The organism is Janthinobacterium sp. BHSEK, from assembly GCF_056174685.1.
Map to the genome: position 1 here is coordinate 93934 of NZ_JBWBYV010000018.1, position 25017 is coordinate 118950.

Sequence of the window (25017 nt, forward strand, 5' to 3'; positions counted from 1 at the left end):
GCATGCATTATACAAGCGGCAGGCGCATTTCCCCGTGACGCCGGAGAAGGTATTGCCTTTCGACCGCATTCGACGCCAGCATTGCTGCCCGCGCATACGCGGCCAGCGCCCCGGGCCGGTCGCCCTGGCGGCGCAGCAGGTCGGCCCGGGCCGCGTGCAGGTAATGCGAGTTGGCCAGGCTGGGCACGGCTTCCAGCCGCGCCAGCCACGCCAGGCCGTGTTCGGCGCCGTGCGCCATGGCACAGGCGATCACGGCGTTGAGCAAAATCATGGGTTCCGGCTTGTGCCGCAGCAAGGCGCCGTACAGGGCGTTGATCTGGCGCCAGTCCGTCTGACTGGCCGTGGGAGCCTGGGCGTGCAAGGCGGCAATGGCGGCCTGCAGCTGATATACCCCTGGCGCGCGCGCCGGCAAGGCCTGTTCCAGCAACGCCAGTCCCTCAGCAATGAGGACCGCATCCCACAGGCCGCGGTCCTGCTCTTCCAACGTTAGCAAGTTACCTTCCGGCGACAGGCGGGCAGGACCGCGCGACGCCTGCAGCAGCATCAGGGCCAATAGCCCCTGCACTTCCGGCTGGCCGGACTGCAGGCTGTCAAGCAGCCGCCCCAGGCGCAGCGCTTCCACGCACAGGTCGGCGCGCAGCAAGCTATCGCCGCCGCTGGCGCAATAGCCTTCGCTGAAGACCAAATAAATCACGTGCATGACTTGTGCCAGTCGGGGCTGCAATTCTTGCTCCGGCGGCAAATCGAAGGGAATGCGCGCTTCGGCGATCTTGCGTTTGGCGCGCAACAGGCGCTGCGACAGGGCCGCTTCCGCCACGCCGAAGGCGCGCGCGATCTCAGCAGTGGACAGGCCACACAGGGTGCGCAAGGCCAGCGCCACCTGCGCCTCGGGCGCCAGCGCGGGATGGCAGCAGATGAACAGCAGGCGCAGGCGGTCGTCCTCGATGGCTTGCGTTTCATCAAGCATGGCGGCCGGCAGGCAGGACAGCACGGCCTCGGCCTCGCTGACGCTCTTGCCCGCGCGGCGCACATGGTCGAGGCCCGCATTGCGCGCCACCGAGCTGAGCCAGGCGGCGGGATTGGACGGGATGCCCGCCTGCGGCCATAGTTCCAGCGCCTTGCGGCACGCTTCCTGCAACACATCTTCCGCCAGGCCCAGGTCGCCGAAGCGCCGCATCAGGCCGGCCAACACCCTGCCCTTTTCCTGGCGAAAGACATGCTCGACGGCCGCAATGGCGTCGCCGCCCATGCTCACGCCATGACGGGCCGCACTTCGATGGTTCCCAGGGATGCCACCGGGCAACGCCCGGCCCAGGCCAGCGCCTCTTCCAGATTGGCGCAGTCCAGCAGATAGTAGCCGCCCAGCTGCTCCTTGGTTTCCGCGAACGGCCCATCCGTGACGACAGGCTTGCCATTGCGCACACGCACGCTGGCGGCGCTGCGCACGGGCGCCAGCTCGGCGCCGCCGCGCAGCACGCCGGCCGCGTCCAGTGCCTGCGTGTAACTTGCGAACTCGGCCATCAGGCTGGCCATCTGCCCTTCCTCCATCGCTTCAAAACGCGCCTCGTCGGCGTAGAGCAGGATCATGTATTCCATAGTCTGTTCTCCAAAAGAAAAATGCCCGCAAGCGCGGGCATCCATACGACGAACGGGGCAGCGGCAATCCGACAAGATTACAGCATTATTTTTTTTTAGCTTAATGTTTATGCCCGCAGCTGGGGCCGTGGACATGGCCGGAAGATTGCTTGACCGTCATGTCGGCCTTGGCGTCGCGGCCGCTGTCGCCCGGGTAGCCGGCCGCCGCCAGGCGGTCCAGGTAGTCCTGCCACAGGGGCGCTTGCTCCGCGCCCAGCTTGTACAGATAGGCCCAGGTGTACAGGCCGGAATTGTGGCCATCGCTGAAAGTGGGCTGCACGGCGTAGTTGCCGACCGGCTCCAGACCCGTGATGCCGACCAGTCGCTTGCCTAATTGCAAGGTTTCCTGGCCCTTGCCATGGCCCTGCACTTCGGCCGATGGCGAATACACGCGCAGGTATTCGAACGGCAACGAAAATGTGCTGCCGTCGTCGAATGCCACGTCGAGCACGCGCGACTGGTTGTGCACGGTCAAGCCGGTGGGTTGGGGTGTTGCTGCTTTTTCAGTCATGACAATACTTTATGCGGATAAACGTTGAAGGATGGCGTCGCGCAAGGCCGGCAACAGTGCGCGGCGCGCGGCCAGCACCTCGGGCGCCGTCTCGCGCTGCACGACAGCCCAGCTGGGGTTCGGGAAATGCGCGTCGTCGCGGTAGCGGGGAATCACGTGCCAGTGCACGTGCGGCGTCATGTTGCCGAAACTGGCGACATTCACCTTTTCCGGCGCCATCACTTCCCGCACGGCCAGTTCGACTTGCCACACGACTTCCATCACGTAATTGCGCTCGCCGGGCGTCAAATCCGTCATTTCCTTCACGTGTTTGTTCCAGATCACGCGGCAAAAGCCGGGATATGCAGGGTCGTTGACGGCCACCACGGACAGGCGCTCGCTGCGCCACAGCAAGGCCTCACAGCCCTGCTTGTTGGCAAAGCCGTCGAGCAGTGTGCACAGATCGCAGGTCACACGAGCACCCGTTCGATGCCGCCGTCATTGGCGCGTTTCACGTAATCCGGCATCCAGTTCTCTCCCAGCAAGTGTTTGGCGATCTCGACGACGATGTAGTCGGCCGTCGTGCCCGAATCGTCATTGTAGCGCGACAAGCCTTGCAGGCACGACGGGCAGCTGGTGAGGATCTTCACGTCGCCCGTGAAACCGTCGCCGCGCAGCTTGTCGGCGCCCTTGACCATCTCTTCTTCCTTGCGGAAACGCACTTGCGTGGAAATGTCCGGGCGCGTGACGGCCAGCGAACCCGATTCGCCGCAGCAACGGTCATTCTTCTCGATCTTCACGTTGTCTACCGTGCTGATCAGGGAATTGATGGTCTTGCCCGATTCCTGCAGCTTCATCGGATTGTGGCATGGCTCATGGTACATATAGCGCGTGCCGTTGACGCCTTCCAGCTTGACGTTTTTCTCCAGCAAATACTCATGGATATCCATGATGCGGCAGCCAGGGAAAATCTTTTCAAACTGGTAGGTGGCCAGCTGGTCGTAACAGGTGCCGCAGGACACCAGCACCGTCTTGATGTCCAGGTAATTGAGCGTGTTGGCCATGCGGTGGAACAGGACGCGGTTATCCGTCATCATCTTCTCGGCCTTGTCGAACTCGCCCGCACCCCGCTGCGGATAACCGCAGCACAGGTAGCCCGGCGGCAAGACCGTCTGCACGCCCACTTCCCACAGCATCGCCTGCGTGGCCAGGCCCACTTGCGAGAACAAACGTTCCGAACCGCAACCGGGGAAGTAGAACACGGCTTCCGTATCGGCCGTCGTCGTCTTCGGATTGCGGATGATCGGGATGACCTTGTCGTCTTCGATGTCGAGCAGCGCGCGCGCCGATTTCTTCGGCAGGTTGCCCGGCATCTTTTTGTTGATGAAGTGGATCACCTGCGCCTTGACGGGCGGCTTGCCCGTCGACGGCGGCGGCGCCTTGGTTTGCTTCTTGGCAAACTTCTTCAACAGATCATGGCCCAGGCGCTGCGCCTTGTAACCCCAGCCGATCATGACCTGGCGCGTGGCGTTGATGGTCACGGGATCGGTAGCGTTGAGGAACATCATCGTGGCCTTGGTGCCCGGATTGAAGCTCTTCTTCTCCATCTTGCGCAGCAAATTGCGCATGTTCATCGACACGTCGCCGAAGTCGATATTCACGGGGCAAGGCGTGACGCATTTATGGCAGACCGTGCAGTGGTCGGCCACGTCCTCGAACTCTTCCCAATGCTTGATGGAAATACCGCGGCGCGTCTGTTCTTCGTACAGGAAGGCTTCGATCAGGGACGAGGTGGCCAGGATCTTGTCACGCGGCGAGTACAGCAAGTTGGCGCGCGGCACGTGGGTCGAGCATACGGGTTTGCACTTGCCGCAACGCAAGCAGTCCTTGACGCTGTCGGCGATGGCGCCGATATCGCTTTGCTGCATGATCAGCGATTCATGGCCCATCAGACCGAACGATGGCGTGTAGGCATTGCGCAAGTCGGCGCCCATGCCTGGCAGATTCAGCAATTTACCCTTGTTGAAACGGCCTTCCGGATCGATGCGCTGCTTGTAGCTGCGGAAGTCGCCGATCTCTTCTTCCGTCAGGAATTCCAGCTTGGTGATGCCGATACCGTGTTCGCCGGAAATGACGCCATTCAGCGAGCGGGCCAGGATCATGATGCGGCCCACGGCTTGGTGGGCGTCCTGCAGCATTTCGTAATTGTCCGAGTTGACGGGCAAGTTCGTGTGCACGTTGCCGTCGCCCGCATGCATGTGCAGCGCGACGAACACGCGACTACGCAGGATGCGCGCGTGGATGGCCGTGGCCTCGTCGAGGATCAGCTTGAAGGCGGCGCCATTGAAGATCTGGCGCAGCTGGGCGCGGATTTCCTGCTTCCACGTGATGCGCACGGTGCGGTCCTGCACCACGTCGAACAGGGTGGCGTTCGGCTGCGTTTCCAGGCGCACATCGAACACGGGCAGCAAGCGCTCCATACCCAGTTCAGCCAGTTCGCCTTTCACATCGACCAGCGGACGGTCCAGCTGGGCCAGCAGATAGGTCCAGCGTGCCGTCACTTGCGCCAGCAACTGCTGCGCCTGCTCGGCGCGGTCGCCCAGCATTTCCGCATCGTCGACGCGGTCATCCGATGCATCGTCGCTCTTGCCTACTGGCAAATTACCCTTGGCAAAGAATTCGCTGAGGGCCTCCGCCAATTGCAGTTTATTCTTGATCGACAGCTCGATATTGATGCGTTCGATGCCATCCGTGTATTCGCCCATGCGGTTGAGCGGGATCACGACGTCTTCATTGATCTTGAACGCATTGGTATGCTTGGCGATCGCCGCCGTGCGGGCACGGTCGAGCCAGAATTTCTTGCGCGCTTCCGGGCTGACGGCCACAAAACCTTCACCCACGCGGGTATTGGCGATGCGCACCACTTCCGAGGCCGCTTGCGCGACGGCGTTTTCATCGTCGCCGACGATGTCGCCAAACAGGGCCATCTTCGGCAACACGCCCCGCTTCGACTTGGTGGCGTAGCCGACGGCGCGCAGGTAGCGCTCGTCCAGGTGTTCGAGACCCGCCAGGCGGATGCTCGTGTATTGCTCGCCTTTCGCCGGCAAGCCGTCCAGGTAATCCTTGATTTCCACGATCGACGGAATCGCGTCGCGCGCCTGGCCGAAGAACTCCAGGCAGACGGTGCGGGCGAACTTCGGCATCTTGTGCAAGATCCAGCGCGCCGACGTGATCAGGCCGTCGCAGCCTTCTTTCTGGATGCCCGGCAAGCCGGCGAGGAATTTATCGGTGACGTCCTTGCCCAGGCCCTCCTTGCGGAACTTGCGGCCCGGAATTTCCAAAATTTCCGTCTTGAACGGCGCGCTCGGTTTCGTCGCGTCGCGCGTGCTGGGGTGGCGCCATTCCAGCTGGAAGCGCGCCAGCGCGATATCGTGGATCTTGCCCAGGTTGTGGTCGAGGCGCGTGACCTCGAGCCAGTCGCCGTTCGGGTCGACCATGCGCCACGAGGCCAGGTTGTCCAGCGCCGTGCCCCACAGTACGGCTTTCTTGCCGCCCGCATTCATGGCAACGTTGCCGCCGATGCAAGATGCATGCGCCGAGGTGGGGTCGACGGCAAACACGAAACCGGCCTTCTCCGCCGCTTCCGACACCTTGTTCGTGATCACGCCCGCGCCCGAATGGATCGTCGCGTATTCATGCGTGAGGCCCGGCAAGACCGTCATTTCCACGGCGCCCAGGGTGATCAGCTTTTCCGTGTTGATGACGGCCGACATCGGCGTCAATGGAATCGCGCCGCCCGTGTAGCCGGTGCCGCCGCCGCGCGGGATGATGGTCAGCCCCAGCTCGATACAGCCTTTGACCAGGCCGGCCATTTCCTCTTCCGTGTCGGGCGTGAGCACGACGAACGGGTATTCCACGCGCCAGTCGGTGGCGTCCGTCACGTGCGACACGCGCGTCATGCCGTCGAAGCGCACATTGTGTTTTTCCGTGTAGCGGCCCAGCACCTTGACCGTGCGCTTGCGCAAATCGTAGGTCTTGCGGAATTCGTCGCCAAAATCGGCCACGGCCTTGCTGGCAGCCTTGAGCAGCAGCTCCACGTTATGGCTGCGCGCCTGCGCCACTTCCGGCGTTTCGCCGCTGGCGGCCACGTCGCCGCCGGCCGCATCGATGGACAGGCGGCGCTTGTCGACTTCGGCCAGGCGGTGATGCAAGGCGTCGATCAAGCCCTGGCGGCGCTTCGGATTGTCGAGCAAGTCATCCTGCAGGTAGGGATTGCGGCGCACGACCCAGATATCGCCCAGCACCTCGTACAGCATGCGGGCCGAACGGCCCGTCTGACGGGCGCCGCGCAGCTCGTCGAGCAGGCGCCAGGAGTCCTCCCCCAACAGGCGTATGACGATCTCGCGATCGGAAAACGACGTGTAGTTATACGGGATTTCGCGCAGGCGGCTTGCTGCGGGACCATTCGGCGTTTCTGCCAGTAAAGCTTGGATTTGTGCGGGAGCGTTCATGGAGTGTGGTGACGATGTGGACTGGACCCTAAAGACCCATTTTATCTTATTGCGCCGCACCATGCGGGAACAGCCTTAGGCAGCCTAAGGTTTAAGCACCTCATCCAGTACCATAGCAAATATGGAAAAGTCTTCTTTTGCATGAATAAAAAACCAGTCCCCTGGATTTTTTGACGCAAAAATACCAATAATCTCACTTTGCCGCAAACTATCGAACTGCCCGAAAACGGGGTGAATTGGCGTTGCAGGCCGTCCCATTCAAGCCAGCATCTGACCAATCCGGTGCCATACGCCATCGGGGACGTAGAGCAGCAAGCCCGTCATGGTCAGGTAGCGCGCGCATTTGCCGATGGCCATGTAGGCCACGCTGGGCCAGAACGGCAGCTTGAGCCAGCCGGCCAGGGTGCACAGGGGGTCGCCCACGAGAGGCAGCCAGGCCAGCAGCATGGTCTTGGCGCCATAGCGGGCCAGCCAGCGGAACCAGCGCGTGTCGCGCTCCTTGGCGAACGCCTGCTTGGCCCGGTAGCCCAGCCAGTAGTCGACGATGCCGCCCAGGGTATTGCCCAGGGTGGCGACGCCGATGGCGGCCCAGAACAGCGCGGGATTGGCCTTGATGACGGCAAACACGGCCGGCTCCGAGCCGAGCGGCAAGAGGGTGGCGGAAATAAAGCTGATCAGAAAGACCGATGTCAGCCCGACTTCCGGTGCTGCGATCAGCTGCAGCAGCCAGGCGATTGCGGATTCGATCATGGAACACTTCGCGATGCGGTAAGGCTCTCCATTATAATGAAGAGCAGCCTGGGCGCCGCACACATCGCGCCGGCTGGCAAAGGCAGACCCGCCCGCAGTTCCACAAAGCATTATTGTCGCCAGGCTATCCGCCGCCGCGCCGCCGCTATCGACCGACACGCTCCAGACCCTTTCTGGCCCAGAATCACTTGCTTGCAGACTATGAACATCGACTACCTCAAGAAAATCCTGACCGCCCGCGTCTATGACGTCGCCACCGAAACGCCGCTGGAACTGGCCCCAGCCCTGTCGCAGCGCCTGAACAACCAGATTTACTTCAAGCGCGAAGACATGCAAAGCGTGTTCAGCTTCAAGATTCGCGGCGCCTACAACAAGATGTCCAAGCTCAGCGAAGCGGAACGCAAGCGCGGCGTGATCTGCGCCTCGGCCGGCAACCATGCCCAGGGCGTGGCCCTGTCGGCCGCCCGCATGGGTTGCCGCGCCGTCATCGTCATGCCCACCACCACGCCGCTGGTGAAGGTCGAGGCGGTCAAGGGGCGCGGCGGCGTGAACGTGGAAGTGGTGCTGCACGGCGAGTCGTACACGGATGCCTACAACCACGCGCTGACCCTGGAAAAGGAACAGAAGCTGACCTTCGTGCACCCGTTCGACGACCCGGACGTGATCGCGGGCCAGGGCACGATCGGCATGGAAATCCTGCGCCAGCACGCCGGGCCCATCCACGCCATCTTCGCCCCTATCGGCGGCGGCGGCTTGATCGCCGGCATTGCCGCCTACGTGAAACAGATTCGCCCCGACATCAAGATCATCGGCGTGCAAAGCGTCGATTCGAACGCCATGGCCCGCTCGCTGAAGGCGGGCGAACGCGTGACCCTGAACGACGTGGGCCTGTTCGCCGACGGCACGGCCGTGCGCCTGGCCGGCGAGGAAACCTTCCGCCTGGTGCAGGCGTATGTCGATGAAATCATCACGGTCGACACGGACGCCATCTGCGCCGCCATCAAGGATGTGTTTACGGACACGCGCAGCATTCTGGAGCCATCCGGCGCGCTGGCCATCGCCGGCGCCAAGGCCTACGTGGAACGGGCCAGCCTGACCAAGCACCCCGTCAACAATGAAACCCTGGTCACGATCGCCAGCGGCGCGAACATGAATTTCGACCGTTTACGTTTTGTGGCGGAACGGGCCGAGCTGGGGGAATTCCGCGAAGCCGTGTTTGCCGTCACCATGCGCGAACAGCGGGGCAGCTTCAAGCGCTTCTGTTCGCTGATCGGCGCGCGCAACGTGACGGAATTCAATTACCGCATCAGCGATGAAAAAGCGGCGCACGTGTTCGTCGGCATCCAGATTGCCGACCGGCATGAATCAAGCGTGCTGGCGAAGACCTTCGAGGAACACGAATTCAAGACCCTGGACCTGACCCACGACGAGCTGGCCAAGTCGCACATCCGCCACCTGGTGGGCGGCAAGAGCCGCCTGGCGCAGGATGAGCTGCTGTACCGCTTCGAATTCCCCGAACGCCCGGGCGCGCTGATGCGCTTCCTCGACAGCATGGCGCCGAACTGGAATATTTCCCTGTGCCATTACCGCAGCCAGGGCGGCGACGTGGGCCGCATCCTGATCGGCCTGCAAGTGCCGCCCGATGAAATGGGAGAATTCGCCCGCTTCCTCGATACCCTGGGGTATCGTTACTGGGATGAAAGCAGCAATCCCGTGTATAAGCTGTTCCTGGGTTAAATTGGCAAGTAACCCTACTGCAAATGCTGGGGTCAGACCCGTCGGGTCTGACCCCGGTCCTTGCCCTTGGGTTGAAATAAGCTACCATTCACCCTTCACAGAATTTGTAGCCACGCCACCATGACCACCACCAACGACCTCGCCGAACAATCTCCCCTGGGCAAAAGCTCCGCCTACCGCACCGATTACGCGCCGGAATTGCTGTTTCCGATTCCGCGCCAGGGCAAGCGCGACGAGCTGGAACTGCACGGTACATTACCGTTCTTCGGCCTCGATATCTGGAATGCGTATGAATTGTCGTGGCTGAACCAGCGCGGCAAGCCGCAGGTGGCGATTGCCAAGGTCAGCGCGCCGGCCGATTCGCCCAACATCATCGAATCGAAATCGTTCAAGCTGTACCTGAACTCGTTCAACCAGACCAAGCTGGACAGCCCGGAAGCCCTGTTGATCTTGCTCAAGCAGGATTTATCGAAGGGCTTCGGCGCGCCCGTGCAAGTGGAACTGACCTTGCAGGAAGATTTCGGCAAACTGAAAATGGGCGAATTCGACGGCGTGCTGCTGGACCGCCTGGACCTGGAAATCACGCAATACACACCCTCGCCGCAGCTCTTGAAGGCGGCGTTCGATGATGCGCCGGTGGAAGAAAAACTCGTCTCGCACTTGCTCAAATCGAATTGCCTGGTGACGGGCCAGCCGGACTGGGGCAGCGTGCAGATCGAATATGCGGGACCGCAGATCGACCAGGAAAGCCTGTTGCGATACCTGATCGGTTTCCGCGAGCACAATGAATTCCACGAGCAATGCGTGGAGCGCATCTTTGTCGATATCTTGCGTCAGTGCAAGCCGCAAAAACTGTCCGTGTATGCGCGCTATACGCGCCGCGGCGGCCTCGACATCAATCCCTGGCGCAGCAACTTCAGCACGGGAGCGATGCCGGGCAATCTGCGCAATGCGCGCCAGTAACGCTAGGCAACACCCCAAAACCATGCCAACAGGAATGTTGGCTGTGTTTTAAAACAACGTTGCAGTAGTGCCGCAGAGCATGTCAAAGACGCTGAAAAATCGGAAAATCGGCATTCGGCGGCGGAAAAACCGGCGCGCGGCGTGTTTTTAATCAAGAAATAGCCGATGCGCGCCGATGTTATTTTTTTGCTAAAATGATGGCCACATAGGCTATAGCGCCCACTGCGCCCGCGGCGGGCGTATACTGTTGAGAATTGGCGTTACAGGCCGCGAAAACAGGCCTATAATTCGGCTCGCAAGCCCTCTGCGCATTGCACCATTTCATTGAGTGTCATGACTAATCTTAGCAAAATATTATCTCTCGAAAACGTCCTTCTGGACCTGGAAGTCTCCAGCAAGAAGCGCGCTTTCGAGCAAGCCGGCCTGATCTTCGAAAACAATTACGGCATCGCCCGCTCTACCGTCTCGGACAATCTGTTTGCCCGCGAACGCCTGGGCTCAACGGGTCTGGGCCATGGCGTGGCCGTGCCGCATGGCAGGGTCAAGGGCAGCAAGACCTTGAAATCGCCGCTGGGCGCCTTCGTGCGCCTGGCCGAGCCGATTCCGTTCGAATCGCCCGATGGCAAACCCGTCAATCTGCTGTTTTTCCTGCTGATTCCCGATCATGTCACCCAGCAACATCTGGAAATCCTGTCGGAAATCGCCGAAATGTTTTCCGATGACGCCTTCCGCACGGCATTGGCCACGGATCCGGAACCGAAATCCGTGCATTCGCGCATCGTCAATTGGCAACCCAGTCTCCAAGCGGCGGGTTAAACTTCAGGTATTCCTCCACTCCTGAAGAAGACTGCCATGTTGCAAACGCCGCTGACGATACAACGCCTGTACGACGATAATCGTGAAAGTCTGCAACTGGGCTGGTTCGCCGGCTTCCCCGGCGGCGAACGCCTGATCTCGGGCGACGTCTCGTCGGCCGCCGACCAGGTGGGCCACTTGAACCTGATCCATCCGGGCCGCATCCAGGTCTTTGGCCACCAGGAAATCAATTACTACCAGCGCCTGAAGGTCAACACGCGCACCCACGTGATCGGCGAACTGATCGCCGGCGGTCCGCCCGCGCTGATCATCGCGCAAGGGCTGGAAACGCCGCCCGACATCCTCGCCATCTGCGACGAGCAAAACATCCCCCTGTTCTCGACCCCGCTGCCGGCTGCGCAAGTGATCGACTTCCTGCGCGTCTACCTGTCGAAAAAGTTGGCACAACGCATCATCATGCATGGCGTGTTCATGGACGTGCTGGGTGTGGGCGTGCTGATCACGGGCGATTCGGGCCTGGGCAAGAGCGAGCTGGGGCTGGAGCTGATTTCGCGCAGCCACGGCCTGGTGGCCGACGACGCCGTCGAATTCTCGCGCATCGCGCCGAACATGATCGAAGGCCGCTGCCCGCCCCTGCTGCAAAACCTGCTGGAAGTGCGGGGCCTGGGTTTACTCGACATCAAGGCCATCTTTGGCGAAACGGCCGTGCGCCGCAAGATGCGCCTGAAACTGATCGTGCACCTGGTGCGCCGCAACGCGCTGGAGGAAGAAGTCGAGCGCCTGCCCTTCCTGTTCCCCACGGAAGACGTGCTGGGCTTGCCCGTGCGCAAGGTCGTCATCCCCGTCGCCGCCGGCCGCAACATCGCCGTGCTGCTGGAAGCGGCCGTGCGCAACACGATTCTGCAGCTGCGCGGCATCGATACCTTGCAGGAGTTCATGGAGCGGCAACGCCTCGCCATGAGTGGCGATTAACAACGTAGGTCGGATTAGCGGGGCCGCCGAGGTGGGGCAAGGCCCCGCGTAATCCGACGACAATGTTGGCGCGTGCAGCAAAGAAATACCACAGTCCAAATTGCAATAATTTGTAAAGATAATTGCCTCGGGAGCGCAGTGCCGTCCTTTATTGTATGATCGGGCTATGCATATCGTCCTTATCACCGGAATATCCGGCTCCGGTAAATCCGTCGCGCTCAATGTGCTGGAAGATACCGGCTACTATTGTGTCGACAACCTGCCACCGGCCTTGCTGCCGAGCCTGGTGCAAACCCTGCTTGACGAGGGCACGCCGCAGCTGGCCGTGGCCGTCGATGCGCGCAGCGCCGAGTCGCTCGTCAGCTTGCCGCACAATGTAGCCCTGTTGCGCGACCAGGGGCATGACGTCAAGGTCATGTTCCTGACAGCCACCACGCATTCGCTGGTGGCGCGCTTCTCGGAAACGCGGCGCAGCCATCCCCTGTCGCACGAATTGCGCCCGAACCAGAATCCGGCCAGCCGCCGCACCCTGATCGAGTGCATCTCGGAAGAACGCGAACGCCTGTCGGCCATCGAGCAGCTGGGCCATGTGATCGATACCTCGGAACTGAGCGCCAACAAGCTGCGTGCCTGGATCAAGGATATCGTCGCCTCCGAACGCGCGCCGCTGACCCTGTTCTTCGAATCGTTCGCCTTCAAGCTGGGCGTGCCGCTCGATGCCGATTTCGTCTTCGATGTGCGGGCCTTGCCCAATCCCTATTACGACCTGGCGCTGCGCCCGCTCGACGGCCGCGACGCGCCCGTGATCGCCTTCCTCGACGCGCAGCCGAGCGCGCTGGAATTGCTGGCCGACATCCGCGCCTTCATCGAGAAATGGCTGCCGTCGTTCAAGTCCGACAACCGCAGCTACCTGACGGTGGCTCTGGGTTGCACGGGCGGCCAGCACCGCTCCGTGTACATGGCGGAGCGGCTGGCGCAATACTTCGGCCCCAACGAGCGGGTCGTACTGCGCCACCGCGAGCGTTCTTAATCAGTCGAGGTGGCGCAGCGGATGCGCTTGCGCCGGCCACACGGGGGCGAAGAAGCGCGCCACCATGGCTGCATCGACCTCGCCCAGGCTGGCAGGCTGCCAGCGCGGCGCATTGTCCTTGTCGACCACCAGCGCGCGCACGCCTTCGAGCACTTCGCCATGCTCGAAATTGTGGCGCACCAGCGTGCGCTCCATGCGCAGGCAATCGGCCACGCCCAGATGGGCGCCCCGCTGCAGCAACTCCAGGGTCACGCACATCATCAAGGGCGAACGCAAGCGCATGGCCGCCAGGGCCTTCGCGGCGAACGCGCTGTCGTCCTGCGCCAGCGAGGTCATGATGGCCGCCACCGAACCCGCGCTGAAGTGGCGGTCCAGCGCCGCGCGCGCCGCGGCCAGGGGGGAAGCGCCCGCCTCGGCCTGGAAGGGCGCCGCCAGCGCCTTGATGGCGACCGGCAAGGCCTCGCCCGGCGTGGACTCGAACAGGGCCAGCAACGCCCCCATCTGCGCCTCGGGCAGATACACATCGGCCAGGCCCGTGTACAGGGCGTCGGCCGCGTTGATCGTCAAGCCCGTCAAGCCCAGGTACAGGCCCAGCCGGCCCGCCAGGCGGGAAAGAAAGTAACTGCCGCCCACGTCGGGGAACAGGCCGATATTGACTTCCGGCATGGCCATGCGCGTGCGGCCTGTGACGATGCGCAGGCGGTTGCCGGGCCCCGCTTGCGCCACGCCCATGCCGCCGCCCATCACCACGCCGTCCATCACGGCGATATACGGTTTCGGGTAGAAGTGAATCAGATGATTTAAAGCATATTCTTCTGTAAAGAAATCTTCCAGCTGGGCGCTGCCGCCTTGCGGCGTGGCCAGGCCCGCATCGTAAAAGAAACGGATGTCGCCGCCGGCGCACAGGGCTTTCTCGCTGCTGGAGCGGATCACCACGGCGTCCACCTGCGGGTCGTCGCGCCAGGCCAGCAAGGCCGCGCTCAGGGCCCGCACCATCTCCAGCGACAGGGAATTCAAGGCTTTCGGACGGTCGAGCACGATGTGCCCCGTGCGGTGGCGGATGGAGGTCTGGACGAAGTCGCTCATGGCAGGATGGAAAGAAGTGAAAGTGCCAACATTCTAGCCCCTGCGCGGGGAACATTGCGTTCGACAGGGACGGGCGCAAAAAAGGGCGCAATGTGCGCCCTTAGTTGATCACAACCGGTTGAAAGTCGCAGGCCGCTTAGGCGGCGGCGAATTCTTCTTCCGAGTTGTCTGGCAGATGCTTGATCGCCTCTTTACCGTGCCCTTGCACTTTGGTTTTGTATTTCATCACTTGCCTATCGAGCTTGTCGATCAGGGCATCGATCGCGGCATACAGGTCTTGCGCCAGGCTTTCCACATAGACGGTTTTGCCACTCAGACGCAGGTTGACTTCGGCCTTTTGACGTTTTTCTTTCTCTTTGAGGTTATCCACGGTCAGAATCACGGCGATATCGATGACTTGATCGAAATGACGTTTCACGCGCTCCAGCTTCGTTTGTACGTATTCACGGATGGCTGGTGTCACTTCGAGATGATGTCCGCTGATGGTGAGATTCATACACACTCCTAAAGATGATCGGGTTCGTGCGGTCCATCCTATCCGGCCCGCAGAGGAACCGAAAAAAACTTACAAACACTTACGCAGGCTCACTGGCGGAATTTTCAATGCTTCCCGGTATTTGGCAACAGTACGTCGCGCAATCACCATGCCTTGTTCCCCCAGCATGTCCGCAATCTTACTGTCGGATAAAGGATTTTTAGGGTCTTCTGCTCCTGTCAGTTGCACGATCAATGCCCGTATCGCCGTCGATGACGCTTCGCCCCCCGCTTCGGTGGCGACGTGGCTACCAAAGAAATATTTCAACTCGAACATGCCGTGCGGGGTCAGCATGTACTTTTGAGTTGTTACCCGCGAGATAGTACTCTCGTGTAAACCCAGTGTATCAGCTATTTCACGGAGCACAAGGGGGCGCATGGCAACGGCCCCATGCGAGAAAAAGTTCTTTTGCCTTTCTACTATCGCCTGCGCCACGCGCAGGATCGTGTCGAAGCGCTGGCGCATATTCTTGATCAGCCACTTGGCTTCCTGCAACTGTGCGCCCATGGCGCCCTCGCCCTTGCCCTGCTTGAGCAGGTTGGCGTACATGGCGTTGACGCGCAGGCGCGGCATGACGTCGTTGTTCAGGGTGACTTGCCAGCCATTGCGCGCGCGCTTGACGACGACGTCGGGCACCACATAGTCGGACACGTCCGAGGCGAACACGGCGCCCGGGTGCGGATTGCACTGGCGAATCACCGTCTGCGCCTCGCGCAAGTCTTCCTCGTCGCAATCGAGGGCTTTCTTCAGCTTGTTGAAATCGCGCTGGGCAAACCAGGCCAGGTGCTTTTCCACGATGACGAGGGCCATGCGCCGCGTCACCATGGCGACGTGCGGCAAGCGCTTGATCTGCAGCGCCAGGCATTCGGACGCATTGCGCGCGCCCACGCCCGGCGGATCGAAACTTTGCAGCAGCGACAAGGCCGTGCGCATCTCGTCGGCGTCGATTTCCAGCTCTTCCGGCAGGCGCGCCAGGATGTCGTCGAGCGACTCTTCCAGATAGCCATTGTCGTCGAGCGCGTCGATGATCAGCTCGACCAGCGCACGGTCGCGCAACTCGAGCACCGTCACGCGCATCTGCTCCATCAGGTGCTCGCGCAGGGTGCAGTGGTGGGCCTCCAATTGCGGACGGGAATCTTCGTCGTCGGGCGCCTTGCCCCGGCTCGCCTCGCTCCAGTCGCTGTCGCCGCCATCCGCGGCGGCCGCGCCGTCGCCCCCCTCGCCGTCAAACGTTTCCGCTTCGGCCGGCGCTGCGGGCGCCTCCTGGCCTGGCGGCTGGGGCGGCGCTTCGGCCGGCGCGGCCGTGGAACTCAAGGCCCCGTCGGACAGCAGGCGCAGCGAACGGTCGAGCGGATCGTCGAGGCGCTCGAGCAAGGGATTGTCCGTCAGCAGCTGCTCGAGTTCCTGGTGCAATTCCAGGGTAGACAATTGCAACAGGCGTATCGATTGCTGCAACTGCGGCGTCAGTGCCAGATGCTGCGAAGTGCGCAGCTGCAATGATTGTTTCATTGGCTCACATGCGGAAGTGTTCGCCCAGATAGACCCGGCGTACCGACTCGTTGGCGATGATGTCGTCGGGGCGTCCCGACGCCAGCACCGAGCCCTGGTTGATGATGTAGGCACGGTCGCAAATACCCAGCGTCTCGCGCACATTATGATCGGTGATCAGCACGCCGATATTGCGCTCCTTCAAGAAGCGCACGATGCGCTGGATCTCGATGACGGCGATCGGATCGACGCCGGCGAAGGGCTCGTCGAGCAGCACGAAACGGGGATCGGTGGCCAGCGCGCGGGCGATTTCCACGCGGCGGCGCTCGCCGCCCGACAGGGACAGGGCCTGGTTCTCGCGCAGCTTTTCAATCTGCAGGTCGGCCAGCAGTTTATCCAGGCGCTCCTCGATCTCGGCCTTCTTCAGGGGGCGGCCTTCGACGGTCTGGATTTCCAGCACGGCACGGATATTGTCTTCCACCGTCAGCTTGCGGAACACGGACGCTTCCTGCGGCAGGTACGACAGGCCCATCTGCGCGCGGCGGTGGATCGGCAGGCTGGAAATGTCCACGCCGCTGATATCGATGCTGCCGCCATCGGACGGCACCAGGCCGACGATCATGTAGAACGACGTGGTCTTGCCGGCGCCGTTCGGGCCCAGCAGCCCCACCACTTCGCCGCATTCGACTTGCAGCGAGACGTCATGCACGACTTGCCGCTTGCCATAGGTTTTTTGCAGCCCGCGAACGATCAGGGTACTGCCGCAACGAGTATTGTCCATTATTTCGTTCCTGGCGCAGGCGTGGCCGGCGCTTTCTCCGCCGCGGGCGCCTTGGTCTTCGGCTGGATCACCATGCGCACGCTGCCGCCATCGGGGGTGCTGGTGCCGCTGTTGGAATTTTCCATCGCAAACACTTCCTTGCGGCTGTCATACGAGATGAAGGCGCCATTGGCCACGTCGGTCACTTTCGTGCCCTCCAGGCGCGTCAGCTTGGCCCTGGAAAACAGTTTCACCACTTCCGTCTTGTTGTCGTATTCCACGCGCTCCGCTTCGCCTTCGACCCACAGGTCGCCCGCGCCATCGCGCTTCTGGCGGAAGGTGGCCAGCTTGCCGGGATCGGCCCAGAAGGTAATGAACTGGTAGCCTTGCGGGTCTTCCGTGATCAGGGCCCGGCCCGCCTTCATGGTCAGGGTGCCCTTGACCAGCACGACGTCGCCCGTCAGGGTACGGATCTGCTTGACGTCATCGACGTGGCCGCTACGCGCCGTGATGACGGCTTCCTTCTCGGAATCGGCCTTCTCGGCATGCGCCACGCCCATCATGGCCAGAGAAAATACGCTCAACAGCAAGATGTTCTTCATAGTATGGTTTCCTTGTTTCATTCTGTCATTTTGCCGCCGCGGCCGGGCGCGGTTTCGGCGGGAGTACCATGCGCAGCGCATTTTGCACTTCCACCACGCCGGTGGCGTTATTGGCCTTCATGCCGATGCCATTGAGGCGCGAAGTACCCGTCAGGATATCGACCGGCACGTCCGTTTCCATTCTTTCCTCGTCCGGAAACACCGTCAGCGCTTCCGTCCTCACGGTCAGGTTCTGCGCCTTCGGACTGGCCGCGCGATCGATCACGACCTTGCGGTGCAGTTGCAGCCGGGTATTATCCTGGTCGATATGCGCCAGTTCCGCATTCATGTTCAGCGGCGGCATGCCGGGCGTCAGCTTGCGCACGAAGGGCTGGTCGATATCGGACGAATCGTCGAGCGGATAATGCGTGAGCTTGGTGCCCGACACGATATAGCTGGGTTTACCCGTCAAATCCATGCGCACCAGGCTGAAATTGGTGATGAAATAGTCGGGCTCGTCCAGATGCTTGCTGGCCCTGATGTCCTGGCCATTCTTGTTCATCACTTCGAGCAGCCAGAAGCTGCCCAGCGCGACGACGACCGCGCCCAGCACGGTAAAAATCATGCGCCAGCGATGGGCGCCTCCTGGCTTACGCATAGGGCTTCACTCTTTCAAAGGTCACTGGCGGCAAGGCGCGCCTCACTCCAGGAACGGCGCCATGACGCGCGCATAGTTGTCCTGGGCGCGCAGCAGGAATTCGCAGATCTCGCGCACCGCGCCGCGGCCGCCGCCGGCCTGCGTCACATGGTGCGCCAGGCCCTGCGCTTCCGGACGCCCGCCCGGCACGCTGACGGCAAAGCCCACGCGGCGCAGGATGGGCGCATCGATGACGTCGTCGCCGATATAGCCGCATTGTTCTTCCGTCAAGCCCGTCAGCGCCAGCAGCTCGCGAAACGGCGTCAGCTTGTCGTGACCGCCCTGGTGCACATGGGTAATGCCCAGGTCTTGCGCCCGGCGTGCCGTGATGGCCGAGCGGCGCGCGCTGATGATGGCCGTCTGCACGCCCGATTCCTGCAGCAGCTTGATGCCCAGGCCATCATACACATTAAACGTTTTCATCATCTCGCCATCGGGGCCGAAATGCAGGCTGCCGTCGGTCAGCACGCCATCGACGTCAAAGATCATCAGTCTGACCTTGGCCGCGCGCGCCAGGTTGTCCGCTACGCTCTCCATCAGATCACCTTCGCTTGCGTCAGATCATGGATATGCAGCGCGCCCACGAGCTTGCCGTCGGCATCGACGACCAGCATCTGGTTGATGCGGAACTGCTCCATCACGGCTACGGCGTCGACGGCCAGGCGCTCGGGCGCGATGCTGCGCGGCTGCGCATGCATGACGTCGCGGATCGCCACTTGCGTGAAATCCTGCACGCGCTCGAACATGCGGCGCAAGTCGCCATCCGTAAACACGCCCACGGGGCGGTTGTCCGCATCAACGACGGCCGTCATGCCCATGCCCTTCTTCGTCATCTCTTCCAGCGCCTGCAGCAGCGAGGCTTCCACCGGCACCTTCGGCACCCGTTCGCCGCTGCGCATGACGTCATGCACGTGCGTGAGCAGGCGGCGGCCCAGGGCGCCGCCCGGGTGCGAGCGGGCGAAATCTTCTTCCTTGAAGCCGCGCAAGTCGAGCAAGGCCACGGCGATCGCATCGCCCAGGGCCAGGGTGACGGTGGTGCTGGCCGTCGGCGCCAGGTTCAGCGGACAGGCTTCTTTCTCAACAGAAATATCCAGGTGCACGTCGGCCAGCTGCGCCAGGCTGGAGTTCGGCTTGCCCGTCATGGAAATGAGCACGCCGCCCATGCGCTTGACGACGGGCATGATGGCCATCAGCTCGGACGATTCGCCCGAGTACGAGATGGCAATAAAAGCATCGTCCGACGTGACCATGCCCAGGTCGCCATGGGCCGCTTCGGCCGGATGCACGAACAGGGCCGGCGTGCCGGTGGAAGCGAGGGTGGCGGCAATCTTGCGCGCGATATGGCCGGACTTGCCGATGCCGGAAACGACGACACGCCCCGTGCACTGCAGCAACAGCGCCACGGCGCGGCCCACGCTGTCGTCCGTGGCCAGGCGCGCGTGCAGCGCAACGATGGCGTCGGACTCGATCTGCAAGGTGGTGCGGGCCAGCGCGACGGCGCGCTCGGTCGTCGCTTGCATGTCAATTCGATCAAAAGCTTTCAGCATTGTTTTTTCATGGGTTACACTCATGCCCAAAGTATAAACGAATTAGGAAAGCAAAAAACTTGCCAGTCACAACAAACAACGATTTCCATTGACCGTACCGGGCAACCCATGTTTTCCTCGCTTGAACTGACCCTGATGTTACTCGGCAGCGCCGTGCTGGGCGTGGTCGCTTTCAGAATGTTGCATTTGCCGCCCATGCTGGGCTACCTGGCCGTCGGCATCGTCATCGGCCCCCATGCGCTGGGCCTGGCGGCGGAAAACGAAGCCAGCCACACCCTGGCCGAGTTCGGCGTCGTCTTCCTGATGTTTTCCATCGGGCTCGAGTTTTCTTTGCCCAAGTTCCTCGCCATGCGGCGCATCGTTTTCGGCCTTGGCATGGCGCAGGTGGTCACCACCATCATCGCCACCGTCGTCTTCGGCTGGTTCGTCGGGCGCTACCTGTCCGCCTACATCCACCTGAGCTGGCAAGCCGCGTTCGCCCTGGGCGGTGCGCTGGCCATGTCGTCGACGGCCATCGTCTCGAAAATGCTCACGGAGCGGCTGGAACTGGAAAGCGAACACGGCCGCAAGATCATCGGCATTCTGCTGTTCCAGGACCTGGCCGTGGTGCCCCTGCTGATCCTCATTCCCGCCCTCACGCGCGATTCGGACAATCTGGCCGAAACCCTGGCCTGGGCCGGCGGCAAGGCGCTGGTCGTGCTGATCTTGCTGCTGTTCATCGGCCAGAAGATGGTGCGGGGCTGGCTGACCATCGTCGCCAAGCGCCGCTCGCAGGAATTGTTCATGCTCAACCTGCTGCTGATCACCCTGGGCGCGGCCTGGATCACGGAGCGGGCCGGGCTGTCGCTGGCCCTGGGGGCGTTTGTTGCCGGCATGCTCATTTCCGAGACGGAATTCAAGCACCAGGTGGAAGAGGATATCAAACCGTTCCGCGACGTGCTGCTGGGCCTGTTCTTCATCACCGTCGGCATGCTGCTCAATATCCGCGTGGTGCTGGACAACTGGTGGCTGGTCCTGCTGCTGCTGTGCGGCCCCGTGCTGCTGAAGTTCGCCCTGATCGCGGGCCTGGCCCGGTTGTTCGGGTCCAGCAACGGCGTGGCCTTGCGCACGGGGCTGGGACTGGCGCAGGCGGGCGAGTTCGGCTTCGTGCTGCTGAACCTGGCCGGCGGCATCAAGCTGATGGACCCGTTCGTCGTGCAGGTGGTGCTGGCCTCGATGGTGCTGTCGATGCTGGCGGCGCCCTTTCTCATCGCCAAATCCGATGCCATCGTCATGAAACTGGCGGCCAACGACTGGATGATGCAATCCCTGGCCCTGACGAAAATCGCCACGCGCACGATGGCTTCTCAGAAACACGTGCTGATCGCCGGCTTCGGGCGCAGCGGGCAAAGCCTGGCCACCCTGCTGGCGGAAGAAAAGATCGAATACCACGCGCTGGACCTGGACCCGGAACGGGTGCAGGAAGCGCAACTGGCCGGCGCCCACGTCTCGTATGGCGACGCGGGGCGGCGCGAAAGCCTGGTGGCGGCCGGCATCTACCGGGCCAGCGCCGTGGTGATCACGTATGCGAATACCCCCTCGGCACTGAAGTTATTGCATTTGCTCAAAGAAATGGCGCCGACCTTGCCCGTCATCGTGCGCAGCCACGACGATACCGATCTCGACCAGTTGAAGAAGGCGGGCGCGGCCGAGGTGGTGCCGGAATTGATGGAAGGCAGCCTGATGCTCGCTTCGCATGCGCTGATCATGATGGGCGTGCCCCTGCGCCGCGTCGTGCACCGGGTGCAGGCGGCGCGCGAGGAGCGCTACGCCTCCCTGCGCGGCTATTTCCACGGTTCCAGCGATGCGGGCGACGATGCGGAACTGGAACGCCTGCATACGGTCACCGTCAGCGAGGATGCGCACTGCGTGGGTTTACCGTTGAGTACGATCGACGTGGCCGGCTGCGGCGCGTTCGTGACGGCCATCCGCCGCGGCCGCGGCAGCCTCGACGTCACCCCCGAGACACAGCTGGCCAGCGGCGACGTGGTGGTGCTGCGCGGCACGGCCGACGCCGTGGCCAAAGCGGAAACATTACTATTAAAATAATCAGCCGGCCTGCGGCTGCCAGCTGACGACCTTGTTGCGGCCATCGGCCTTGGCCTGGTACAGGGCCTGGTCGGCATGCGCCACCAGTTGCTGCGCCACCGATTCGATGGGTAGCAGCGCCGCGTCCGCTTCCAGGCTGGCCACGCCGATCGACACGCTGACCCACGCCTGCGCGCTGCCCGGCAAGTCGAACATGGTGCCGGCGATGCTGGCGCGGATGCGTTCGGCAACGAAGGTCGCGCTGTCGAGATCGGCGTCGATCAGCAGGACGACGAATTCCTCGCCGCCGAAGCGGCCCAGCGCGTCCGAACGGCGCAATTCCGTGCGGATGCGCGTGGCCACTTCGCGCAACACCTCGTCGCCGCCCTGGTGGCCATGCGTGTCATTGACCGATTTAAAATGGTCGATATCGATATACATGCATGAAATGCAATAATTCTGGCGCCGCGCGCGGGCGATTTCTTCCAGCAGCCGGCGGTCGATATAGCGGCGGTTGTAGACGCCCGTCAGGGAATCGGTCAGGCCGATATATTTGAGCATTTCATTGCTGATCACGTTTTCCAGGCAGATGGCGATGATGGACGCCATGTGCTTGATGAAATCCGTGCCCAGCGCGGGCGTAAAGCGCGTCGCGTCGCCGCTGGCCAGGTTCAGGCTGCCAATCAGGCGCTTATTGCGCAGCAAGGGCACCAGCGCCACGCTGCGCAGGGGAACGTCGATCTGCGGAAAACGCGGGCCGTGCACGGCCGCATCGAAGGCGTCGAGCAGCGGCAGCGGCGGCAAGGCCGCTTCCCCCTCGGCCACGGGCCTTGGTGCGGCAAAACCCAGCTCCGCCACGGCATGCACGAACAGCAACTGCGGAAAAGCGCTGAAATCGACGCCCAGCTTTTCCATCACCAGCACGATATCGTCATCCTCGTCGAGCAGGCTCAGGGTGACGCCGTCGAGGTCGGAAATCACGGGCAAGGTGCGGAAGATGGTGCCGATCAACTCGGGAAACGTGGACGCGCTGACGATTTCCAGGTCGAACGCCTGGTGGCGGCACATGATGTCGTGGTTGCGCTCGACCTGTTCCAGCAGGAAAGCCATGCGCGCGCGCAAGGCCTGGTTTTCGGCTTCGAGGCTGGCAATGCGCGGGTCCGGCGGTATTGCTTGATTCATAGAAACCTTAAACCCTTATGTACGGACGCCATGCTCAAAATGCCAGTTCGAAACCGATGTCCTGTCCCACCACGATACGCTCATCGCCACCTTCCGTGACGATGGCGTTCATGCCGAAGCAGATGGCGCCGTCGAGCTCGGGCTTGGCGCGATAGCCATGCATGACGTCGAGCGGGTCCGGTCCGGGCACGCCCGTGGCCTGGTCCACCGACGGGATCGGGCAACGCGAACACGGCTTGACGGGTTTCAAGGTTGTCGCGCCGAATTGCAGGAATTCGGCGTAGTCTTCCTCGAAGGCGCCGATGTCGCCGATGACCAGGTTGGGGCGGAAGCGGTTCATCGGCAGAGGTTCACGGCCGGCGGCGCGCAGCTTGTCATTGACGTCGGCCAGCGAGGCACTGCCCGCGATCAGCACCGGGTAGCCATCGGCAAACATGGTCGAAGCGGCAACGCCATCCGTCCATTTGGTGCTGGTGGCGCGCACCACGTCCGGGTGAAAGCGCACCAGGCGGCACGGCACGCCGATGGCCTGGCTGAACCAGGTGGCCGTGACCTCGTCGCAATCGTAGGCGCGCACGGTATCGTCCCACACCTGCACTTCCAGCATCGGTGCCAGCTGCGGATGCGGCAAGCCCAACTCGATTTCCAGGCGCAGCATGCCCGGCGCGCGCAATTCCAGCGTGGTGGCCTTGATGGACGGCACGATCAGCGCCATGCGCGGATGTTCGCGCTGGGTCAAAAAGCGGCCCTGCGGGTCCACCACCATCCATTCGCGGTCGAACACGTGCTCGCTCATCAGCCCTGAGCGCGTCAGGACCGCCTCGCGCAAATGGATGCCGGCGCAGGATTTGATCGGATACAGGATGATGTCGGACAGGATAGCCATGGACAGGGGAGAAGGAACAGTGTTGCTGCTTCTGCCAGGAAATTATTCAGAAACGAAGTATGGCAGCAAAGTGGGCAAGCGTAAATCGGCCAGGCCCAGCCGAAGCGGCTGGGCCTGCATGACAAGGATCAATACGTATAGAAAATACGCTGGATTTCTTGCGTGCTGTTGGTTTTGGTCAAGGCCAGCATCAGCAGGATGCGGGCTTTTTGCGGGTTCAGGGTGTCGGACACGACACTGTCGAGTTCATCGTCGTTGGCTTCGCCATTGCGCGCCACGATGCCCTGGCCGACCCGGCTCGAACGCACGATCAGCACGCCCTTCTGGCGCGCTTCCACCAGGGCCGGCTTCATTTGCGCGGCCACGCTGCCATCGCCCACGCCCGCGTGGATGATGCCCTTGGCGCCGGCGGCAATGAAGGCGTCCATGCCGACACGGTTCATATTGGCGTAGCCGTAGACGATGTCCACTTGGGGCAAAGCGTCGAGCTTGCTGATGTCAAATTCCGATTCCAGGGTGTGCTTGCGCGTCGACTGGCGGTAAAAGAAGGCCTTGCTGCCCTGGATGTAGCCGAGCATGCCCAGTTCCGGCGACTTGAAGGTGTCCGTCGTCGACGTATTCGTCTTGGTCACTTCGCGCGCCGCGTTGATCTGGTCGTTCAAGGCCACCAGCACGCCCTTGCCCACGGCTTCCTTGCTGCCTGCCAGCATCACGGCGTTGTACAGGTTGATGGGGCCGTCCGCGGAGATGGCGGTCGAGGGACGCATGGCGCCCACCACCACGACCGGCTTGTGGCTTTTCACGGTCAGGTTCAGGAAATACGCCGTTTCTTCGATGGTGTCGGTGCCGTGCGTGACGACCACGCCGTCCACGTCAGCGGAGGCCAGCAGCACGTTGATGCGCTTGGCCAGGGCCAGCCAGTGGCTGTTGCCCATGCTTTCGCTGGCGATCTGGAACACTTGCTCGCCTTTTACATTCGCCACTTTTTTCAGTTCCGGCACGGCCGCGATCAGGCGCTCGACGCCCACGGTGGCCGAGGTGTAGCCGACGGTGGTGGTGCTGTCGGCGCCGCTGCCGGCGATGGTGCCGCCCGTGGCCAGGATCACCACATTCGGCAATTTGACGGCCGCCTGCTGCGCGCGTGCGGGGGACGCGGCAACAAAGCCCATCAGCAAGGTGGCCAGCATCAGCTGTGCACAAGAATGGAATTTGCGTGAAAACATGGTGCTCCTGTTCGGTGATGTGTCAAAGATAACAAAGTCGTGTGCAAATTATATGTCATCA

23 protein-coding genes are annotated in these 25017 nt (G+C 62.2%); 6 read left to right on the forward strand and 17 right to left on the reverse strand.

Annotated elements, in window-relative coordinates:
* Window positions 1–7: 7 nt before the first annotated feature.
* The 6 genes from AC0V2Y_RS08805 to AC0V2Y_RS08830 all read right to left on the reverse strand — a co-directional run bounded on the left by AC0V2Y_RS08805 (window position 8) and on the right by AC0V2Y_RS08830 (window position 7386).
* The gene (locus AC0V2Y_RS08805; RefSeq protein ID WP_475417123.1) at window positions 8–1249 is read right to left on the reverse strand and encodes an RNA polymerase sigma factor; all 1242 of its coding nucleotides are present in this window, start codon (window positions 1247–1249) and stop codon (window positions 8–10) included.
* Between the two features lie 2 nt (window positions 1250–1251).
* On the reverse strand, window positions 1252–1596 hold the full coding sequence (locus AC0V2Y_RS08810) for a YciI family protein (RefSeq protein WP_475417122.1): 345 nt from the start codon (window positions 1594–1596) through the stop codon (window positions 1252–1254).
* A gap of 100 nt (window positions 1597–1696) precedes the next feature.
* Window positions 1697–2146, reverse strand: a complete 450-nt coding sequence (locus AC0V2Y_RS08815) for a gamma-butyrobetaine hydroxylase family protein (RefSeq protein WP_475417121.1) — start codon at window positions 2144–2146, stop codon at window positions 1697–1699.
* Window positions 2147–2155: 9 nt separating this feature from the next.
* Window positions 2156–2599 (reverse strand): HIT family protein, encoded by a 444-nt coding sequence (locus AC0V2Y_RS08820; protein ID WP_475417120.1) that lies wholly within the window; start codon window positions 2597–2599, stop codon window positions 2156–2158.
* Window positions 2596–6636 carry a DUF3683 domain-containing protein gene (locus AC0V2Y_RS08825; RefSeq protein WP_475417119.1) on the reverse strand — a complete coding sequence of 1347 codons (4041 nt, stop codon included), beginning with the start codon at window positions 6634–6636 and terminating at the stop codon, window positions 2596–2598. The genes AC0V2Y_RS08820 and AC0V2Y_RS08825 overlap by 4 nt, the downstream gene beginning before the upstream one ends.
* 258 nt (window positions 6637–6894) lie before the next feature.
* Window positions 6895–7386: a YqaA family protein gene (locus tag AC0V2Y_RS08830; RefSeq protein ID WP_046682119.1), complete on the reverse strand. Its 492-nt coding sequence runs from the start codon at window positions 7384–7386 to the stop codon at window positions 6895–6897.
* Window positions 7387–7587: 201 nt separating this feature from the next.
* Here AC0V2Y_RS08830 and ilvA point away from each other — a divergent pair, with 201 nt between their 5' ends.
* The 5 genes from ilvA to rapZ all read left to right on the forward strand — a co-directional run bounded on the left by ilvA (window position 7588) and on the right by rapZ (window position 12904).
* On the forward strand, window positions 7588–9123 hold the full coding sequence (gene ilvA, locus AC0V2Y_RS08835; protein ID WP_034753344.1) for a threonine ammonia-lyase, biosynthetic: 1536 nt from the start codon (window positions 7588–7590) through the stop codon (window positions 9121–9123).
* A 120-nt stretch (window positions 9124–9243) separates the two neighbouring features.
* Window positions 9244–10086: an NADPH-dependent 7-cyano-7-deazaguanine reductase QueF gene (gene queF, locus AC0V2Y_RS08840; RefSeq protein WP_475417118.1), complete on the forward strand. Its 843-nt coding sequence runs from the start codon at window positions 9244–9246 to the stop codon at window positions 10084–10086.
* Window positions 10087–10419: 333 nt separating this feature from the next.
* Window positions 10420–10902: a PTS sugar transporter subunit IIA gene (locus tag AC0V2Y_RS08845; RefSeq protein ID WP_034753339.1), complete on the forward strand. Its 483-nt coding sequence runs from the start codon at window positions 10420–10422 to the stop codon at window positions 10900–10902.
* A 36-nt stretch (window positions 10903–10938) separates the two neighbouring features.
* Window positions 10939–11874, forward strand: a complete 936-nt coding sequence (gene hprK / locus AC0V2Y_RS08850) for an HPr(Ser) kinase/phosphatase (RefSeq protein ID WP_034753337.1) — start codon at window positions 10939–10941, stop codon at window positions 11872–11874.
* A 166-nt stretch (window positions 11875–12040) separates the two neighbouring features.
* Window positions 12041–12904 carry an RNase adapter RapZ gene (gene rapZ, locus AC0V2Y_RS08855; RefSeq protein ID WP_139092210.1) on the forward strand — a complete coding sequence of 288 codons (864 nt, stop codon included), beginning with the start codon at window positions 12041–12043 and terminating at the stop codon, window positions 12902–12904.
* Here rapZ and AC0V2Y_RS08860 read toward each other — a convergent pair whose 3' ends face one another.
* The 8 genes from AC0V2Y_RS08860 to AC0V2Y_RS08895 form a co-directional block, all read right to left on the reverse strand.
* Window positions 12905–13990, reverse strand: coding sequence for an enoyl-CoA hydratase/isomerase family protein (locus tag AC0V2Y_RS08860; protein ID WP_475417117.1), 1086 nt, complete (start codon window positions 13988–13990; stop codon window positions 12905–12907).
* 136 nt (window positions 13991–14126) lie between these two features.
* On the reverse strand, window positions 14127–14486 hold the full coding sequence (gene hpf / locus AC0V2Y_RS08865) for a ribosome hibernation-promoting factor, HPF/YfiA family (RefSeq protein WP_436497672.1): 360 nt from the start codon (window positions 14484–14486) through the stop codon (window positions 14127–14129).
* 69 nt (window positions 14487–14555) lie between these two features.
* Entirely contained in the window at window positions 14556–16034 is a 1479-nt protein-coding gene (locus AC0V2Y_RS08870) for an RNA polymerase factor sigma-54 (protein ID WP_475417116.1), read from the reverse strand.
* 4 nt (window positions 16035–16038) lie between these two features.
* Complete coding sequence (lptB, locus tag AC0V2Y_RS08875) at window positions 16039–16794, reverse strand: LPS export ABC transporter ATP-binding protein (protein WP_034753325.1); 756 nt, start codon at window positions 16792–16794, stop codon at window positions 16039–16041.
* Window positions 16794–17375: a lipopolysaccharide transport periplasmic protein LptA gene (lptA, locus tag AC0V2Y_RS08880; RefSeq protein ID WP_475417115.1), complete on the reverse strand. Its 582-nt coding sequence runs from the start codon at window positions 17373–17375 to the stop codon at window positions 16794–16796. Before lptA ends, lptB begins: the two co-directional genes overlap by 1 nt.
* A gap of 25 nt (window positions 17376–17400) precedes the next feature.
* The gene (gene lptC / locus AC0V2Y_RS08885) at window positions 17401–18012 is read right to left on the reverse strand and encodes an LPS export ABC transporter periplasmic protein LptC (RefSeq protein ID WP_475417114.1); all 612 of its coding nucleotides are present in this window, start codon (window positions 18010–18012) and stop codon (window positions 17401–17403) included.
* 42 nt (window positions 18013–18054) lie between these two features.
* Window positions 18055–18588 carry a KdsC family phosphatase gene (locus AC0V2Y_RS08890; protein ID WP_475417113.1) on the reverse strand — a complete coding sequence of 178 codons (534 nt, stop codon included), beginning with the start codon at window positions 18586–18588 and terminating at the stop codon, window positions 18055–18057.
* Complete coding sequence (locus tag AC0V2Y_RS08895) at window positions 18588–19598, reverse strand: KpsF/GutQ family sugar-phosphate isomerase (protein ID WP_475417112.1); 1011 nt, start codon at window positions 19596–19598, stop codon at window positions 18588–18590. The genes AC0V2Y_RS08890 and AC0V2Y_RS08895 overlap by 1 nt, the downstream gene beginning before the upstream one ends.
* Window positions 19599–19706: 108 nt before the next feature.
* Between AC0V2Y_RS08895 and AC0V2Y_RS08900 the strand changes: the two genes are divergently transcribed.
* Window positions 19707–21686 (forward strand): cation:proton antiporter domain-containing protein, encoded by a 1980-nt coding sequence (locus AC0V2Y_RS08900; RefSeq protein WP_475417111.1) that lies wholly within the window; start codon window positions 19707–19709, stop codon window positions 21684–21686.
* Here the strand turns inward: AC0V2Y_RS08900 and AC0V2Y_RS08905 are convergent, their stop codons facing one another.
* The 3 genes from AC0V2Y_RS08905 to AC0V2Y_RS08915 form a co-directional block, all read right to left on the reverse strand.
* The gene (locus tag AC0V2Y_RS08905; RefSeq protein WP_475417110.1) at window positions 21687–22847 is read right to left on the reverse strand and encodes a GGDEF domain-containing protein; all 1161 of its coding nucleotides are present in this window, start codon (window positions 22845–22847) and stop codon (window positions 21687–21689) included. It lies immediately after the preceding gene.
* Window positions 22848–22881: 34 nt separating this feature from the next.
* Complete coding sequence (locus AC0V2Y_RS08910; protein WP_475417109.1) at window positions 22882–23733, reverse strand: MOSC domain-containing protein; 852 nt, start codon at window positions 23731–23733, stop codon at window positions 22882–22884.
* Between the two features lie 128 nt (window positions 23734–23861).
* Window positions 23862–24956, reverse strand: a complete 1095-nt coding sequence (locus AC0V2Y_RS08915; RefSeq protein WP_475417108.1) for a type II asparaginase — start codon at window positions 24954–24956, stop codon at window positions 23862–23864.
* Window positions 24957–25017 lie beyond the last annotated feature (61 nt).

Coding starts and splice junctions, on each gene's coding strand:
- AC0V2Y_RS08900 (WP_475417111.1), top strand. CDS start 19,707: ATGTTTTCCTCGCTTGAACTGACCCTGATGTTACTCGGCAGCGCCGTG.
- lptA (WP_475417115.1), bottom strand. CDS start 17,375: ATGAAGAACATCTTGCTGTTGAGCGTATTTTCTCTGGCCATGATGGGC.
- AC0V2Y_RS08845 (WP_034753339.1), top strand. CDS start 10,420: ATGACTAATCTTAGCAAAATATTATCTCTCGAAAACGTCCTTCTGGAC.
- AC0V2Y_RS08860 (WP_475417117.1), bottom strand. CDS start 13,990: ATGAGCGACTTCGTCCAGACCTCCATCCGCCACCGCACGGGGCACATC.
- rapZ (WP_139092210.1), top strand. CDS start 12,041: ATGCATATCGTCCTTATCACCGGAATATCCGGCTCCGGTAAATCCGTC.
- AC0V2Y_RS08805 (WP_475417123.1), bottom strand. CDS start 1,249: ATGGGCGGCGACGCCATTGCGGCCGTCGAGCATGTCTTTCGCCAGGAA.
- queF (WP_475417118.1), top strand. CDS start 9,244: ATGACCACCACCAACGACCTCGCCGAACAATCTCCCCTGGGCAAAAGC.
- lptB (WP_034753325.1), bottom strand. CDS start 16,794: ATGGACAATACTCGTTGCGGCAGTACCCTGATCGTTCGCGGGCTGCAA.
- AC0V2Y_RS08910 (WP_475417109.1), bottom strand. CDS start 23,733: ATGGCTATCCTGTCCGACATCATCCTGTATCCGATCAAATCCTGCGCC.
- AC0V2Y_RS08825 (WP_475417119.1), bottom strand. CDS start 6,636: ATGAACGCTCCCGCACAAATCCAAGCTTTACTGGCAGAAACGCCGAAT.
- AC0V2Y_RS08810 (WP_475417122.1), bottom strand. CDS start 1,596: ATGGAATACATGATCCTGCTCTACGCCGACGAGGCGCGTTTTGAAGCG.
- AC0V2Y_RS08905 (WP_475417110.1), bottom strand. CDS start 22,847: ATGAATCAAGCAATACCGCCGGACCCGCGCATTGCCAGCCTCGAAGCC.
- hprK (WP_034753337.1), top strand. CDS start 10,939: ATGTTGCAAACGCCGCTGACGATACAACGCCTGTACGACGATAATCGT.
- AC0V2Y_RS08890 (WP_475417113.1), bottom strand. CDS start 18,588: ATGGAGAGCGTAGCGGACAACCTGGCGCGCGCGGCCAAGGTCAGACTG.
- AC0V2Y_RS08815 (WP_475417121.1), bottom strand. CDS start 2,146: ATGACTGAAAAAGCAGCAACACCCCAACCCACCGGCTTGACCGTGCAC.
- AC0V2Y_RS08870 (WP_475417116.1), bottom strand. CDS start 16,034: ATGAAACAATCATTGCAGCTGCGCACTTCGCAGCATCTGGCACTGACG.
- AC0V2Y_RS08915 (WP_475417108.1), bottom strand. CDS start 24,956: ATGTTTTCACGCAAATTCCATTCTTGTGCACAGCTGATGCTGGCCACC.
- hpf (WP_436497672.1), bottom strand. CDS start 14,486: ATGAATCTCACCATCAGCGGACATCATCTCGAAGTGACACCAGCCATC.
- AC0V2Y_RS08830 (WP_046682119.1), bottom strand. CDS start 7,386: ATGATCGAATCCGCAATCGCCTGGCTGCTGCAGCTGATCGCAGCACCG.
- lptC (WP_475417114.1), bottom strand. CDS start 18,012: ATGCGTAAGCCAGGAGGCGCCCATCGCTGGCGCATGATTTTTACCGTG.
- ilvA (WP_034753344.1), top strand. CDS start 7,588: ATGAACATCGACTACCTCAAGAAAATCCTGACCGCCCGCGTCTATGAC.
- AC0V2Y_RS08895 (WP_475417112.1), bottom strand. CDS start 19,598: ATGCTGAAAGCTTTTGATCGAATTGACATGCAAGCGACGACCGAGCGC.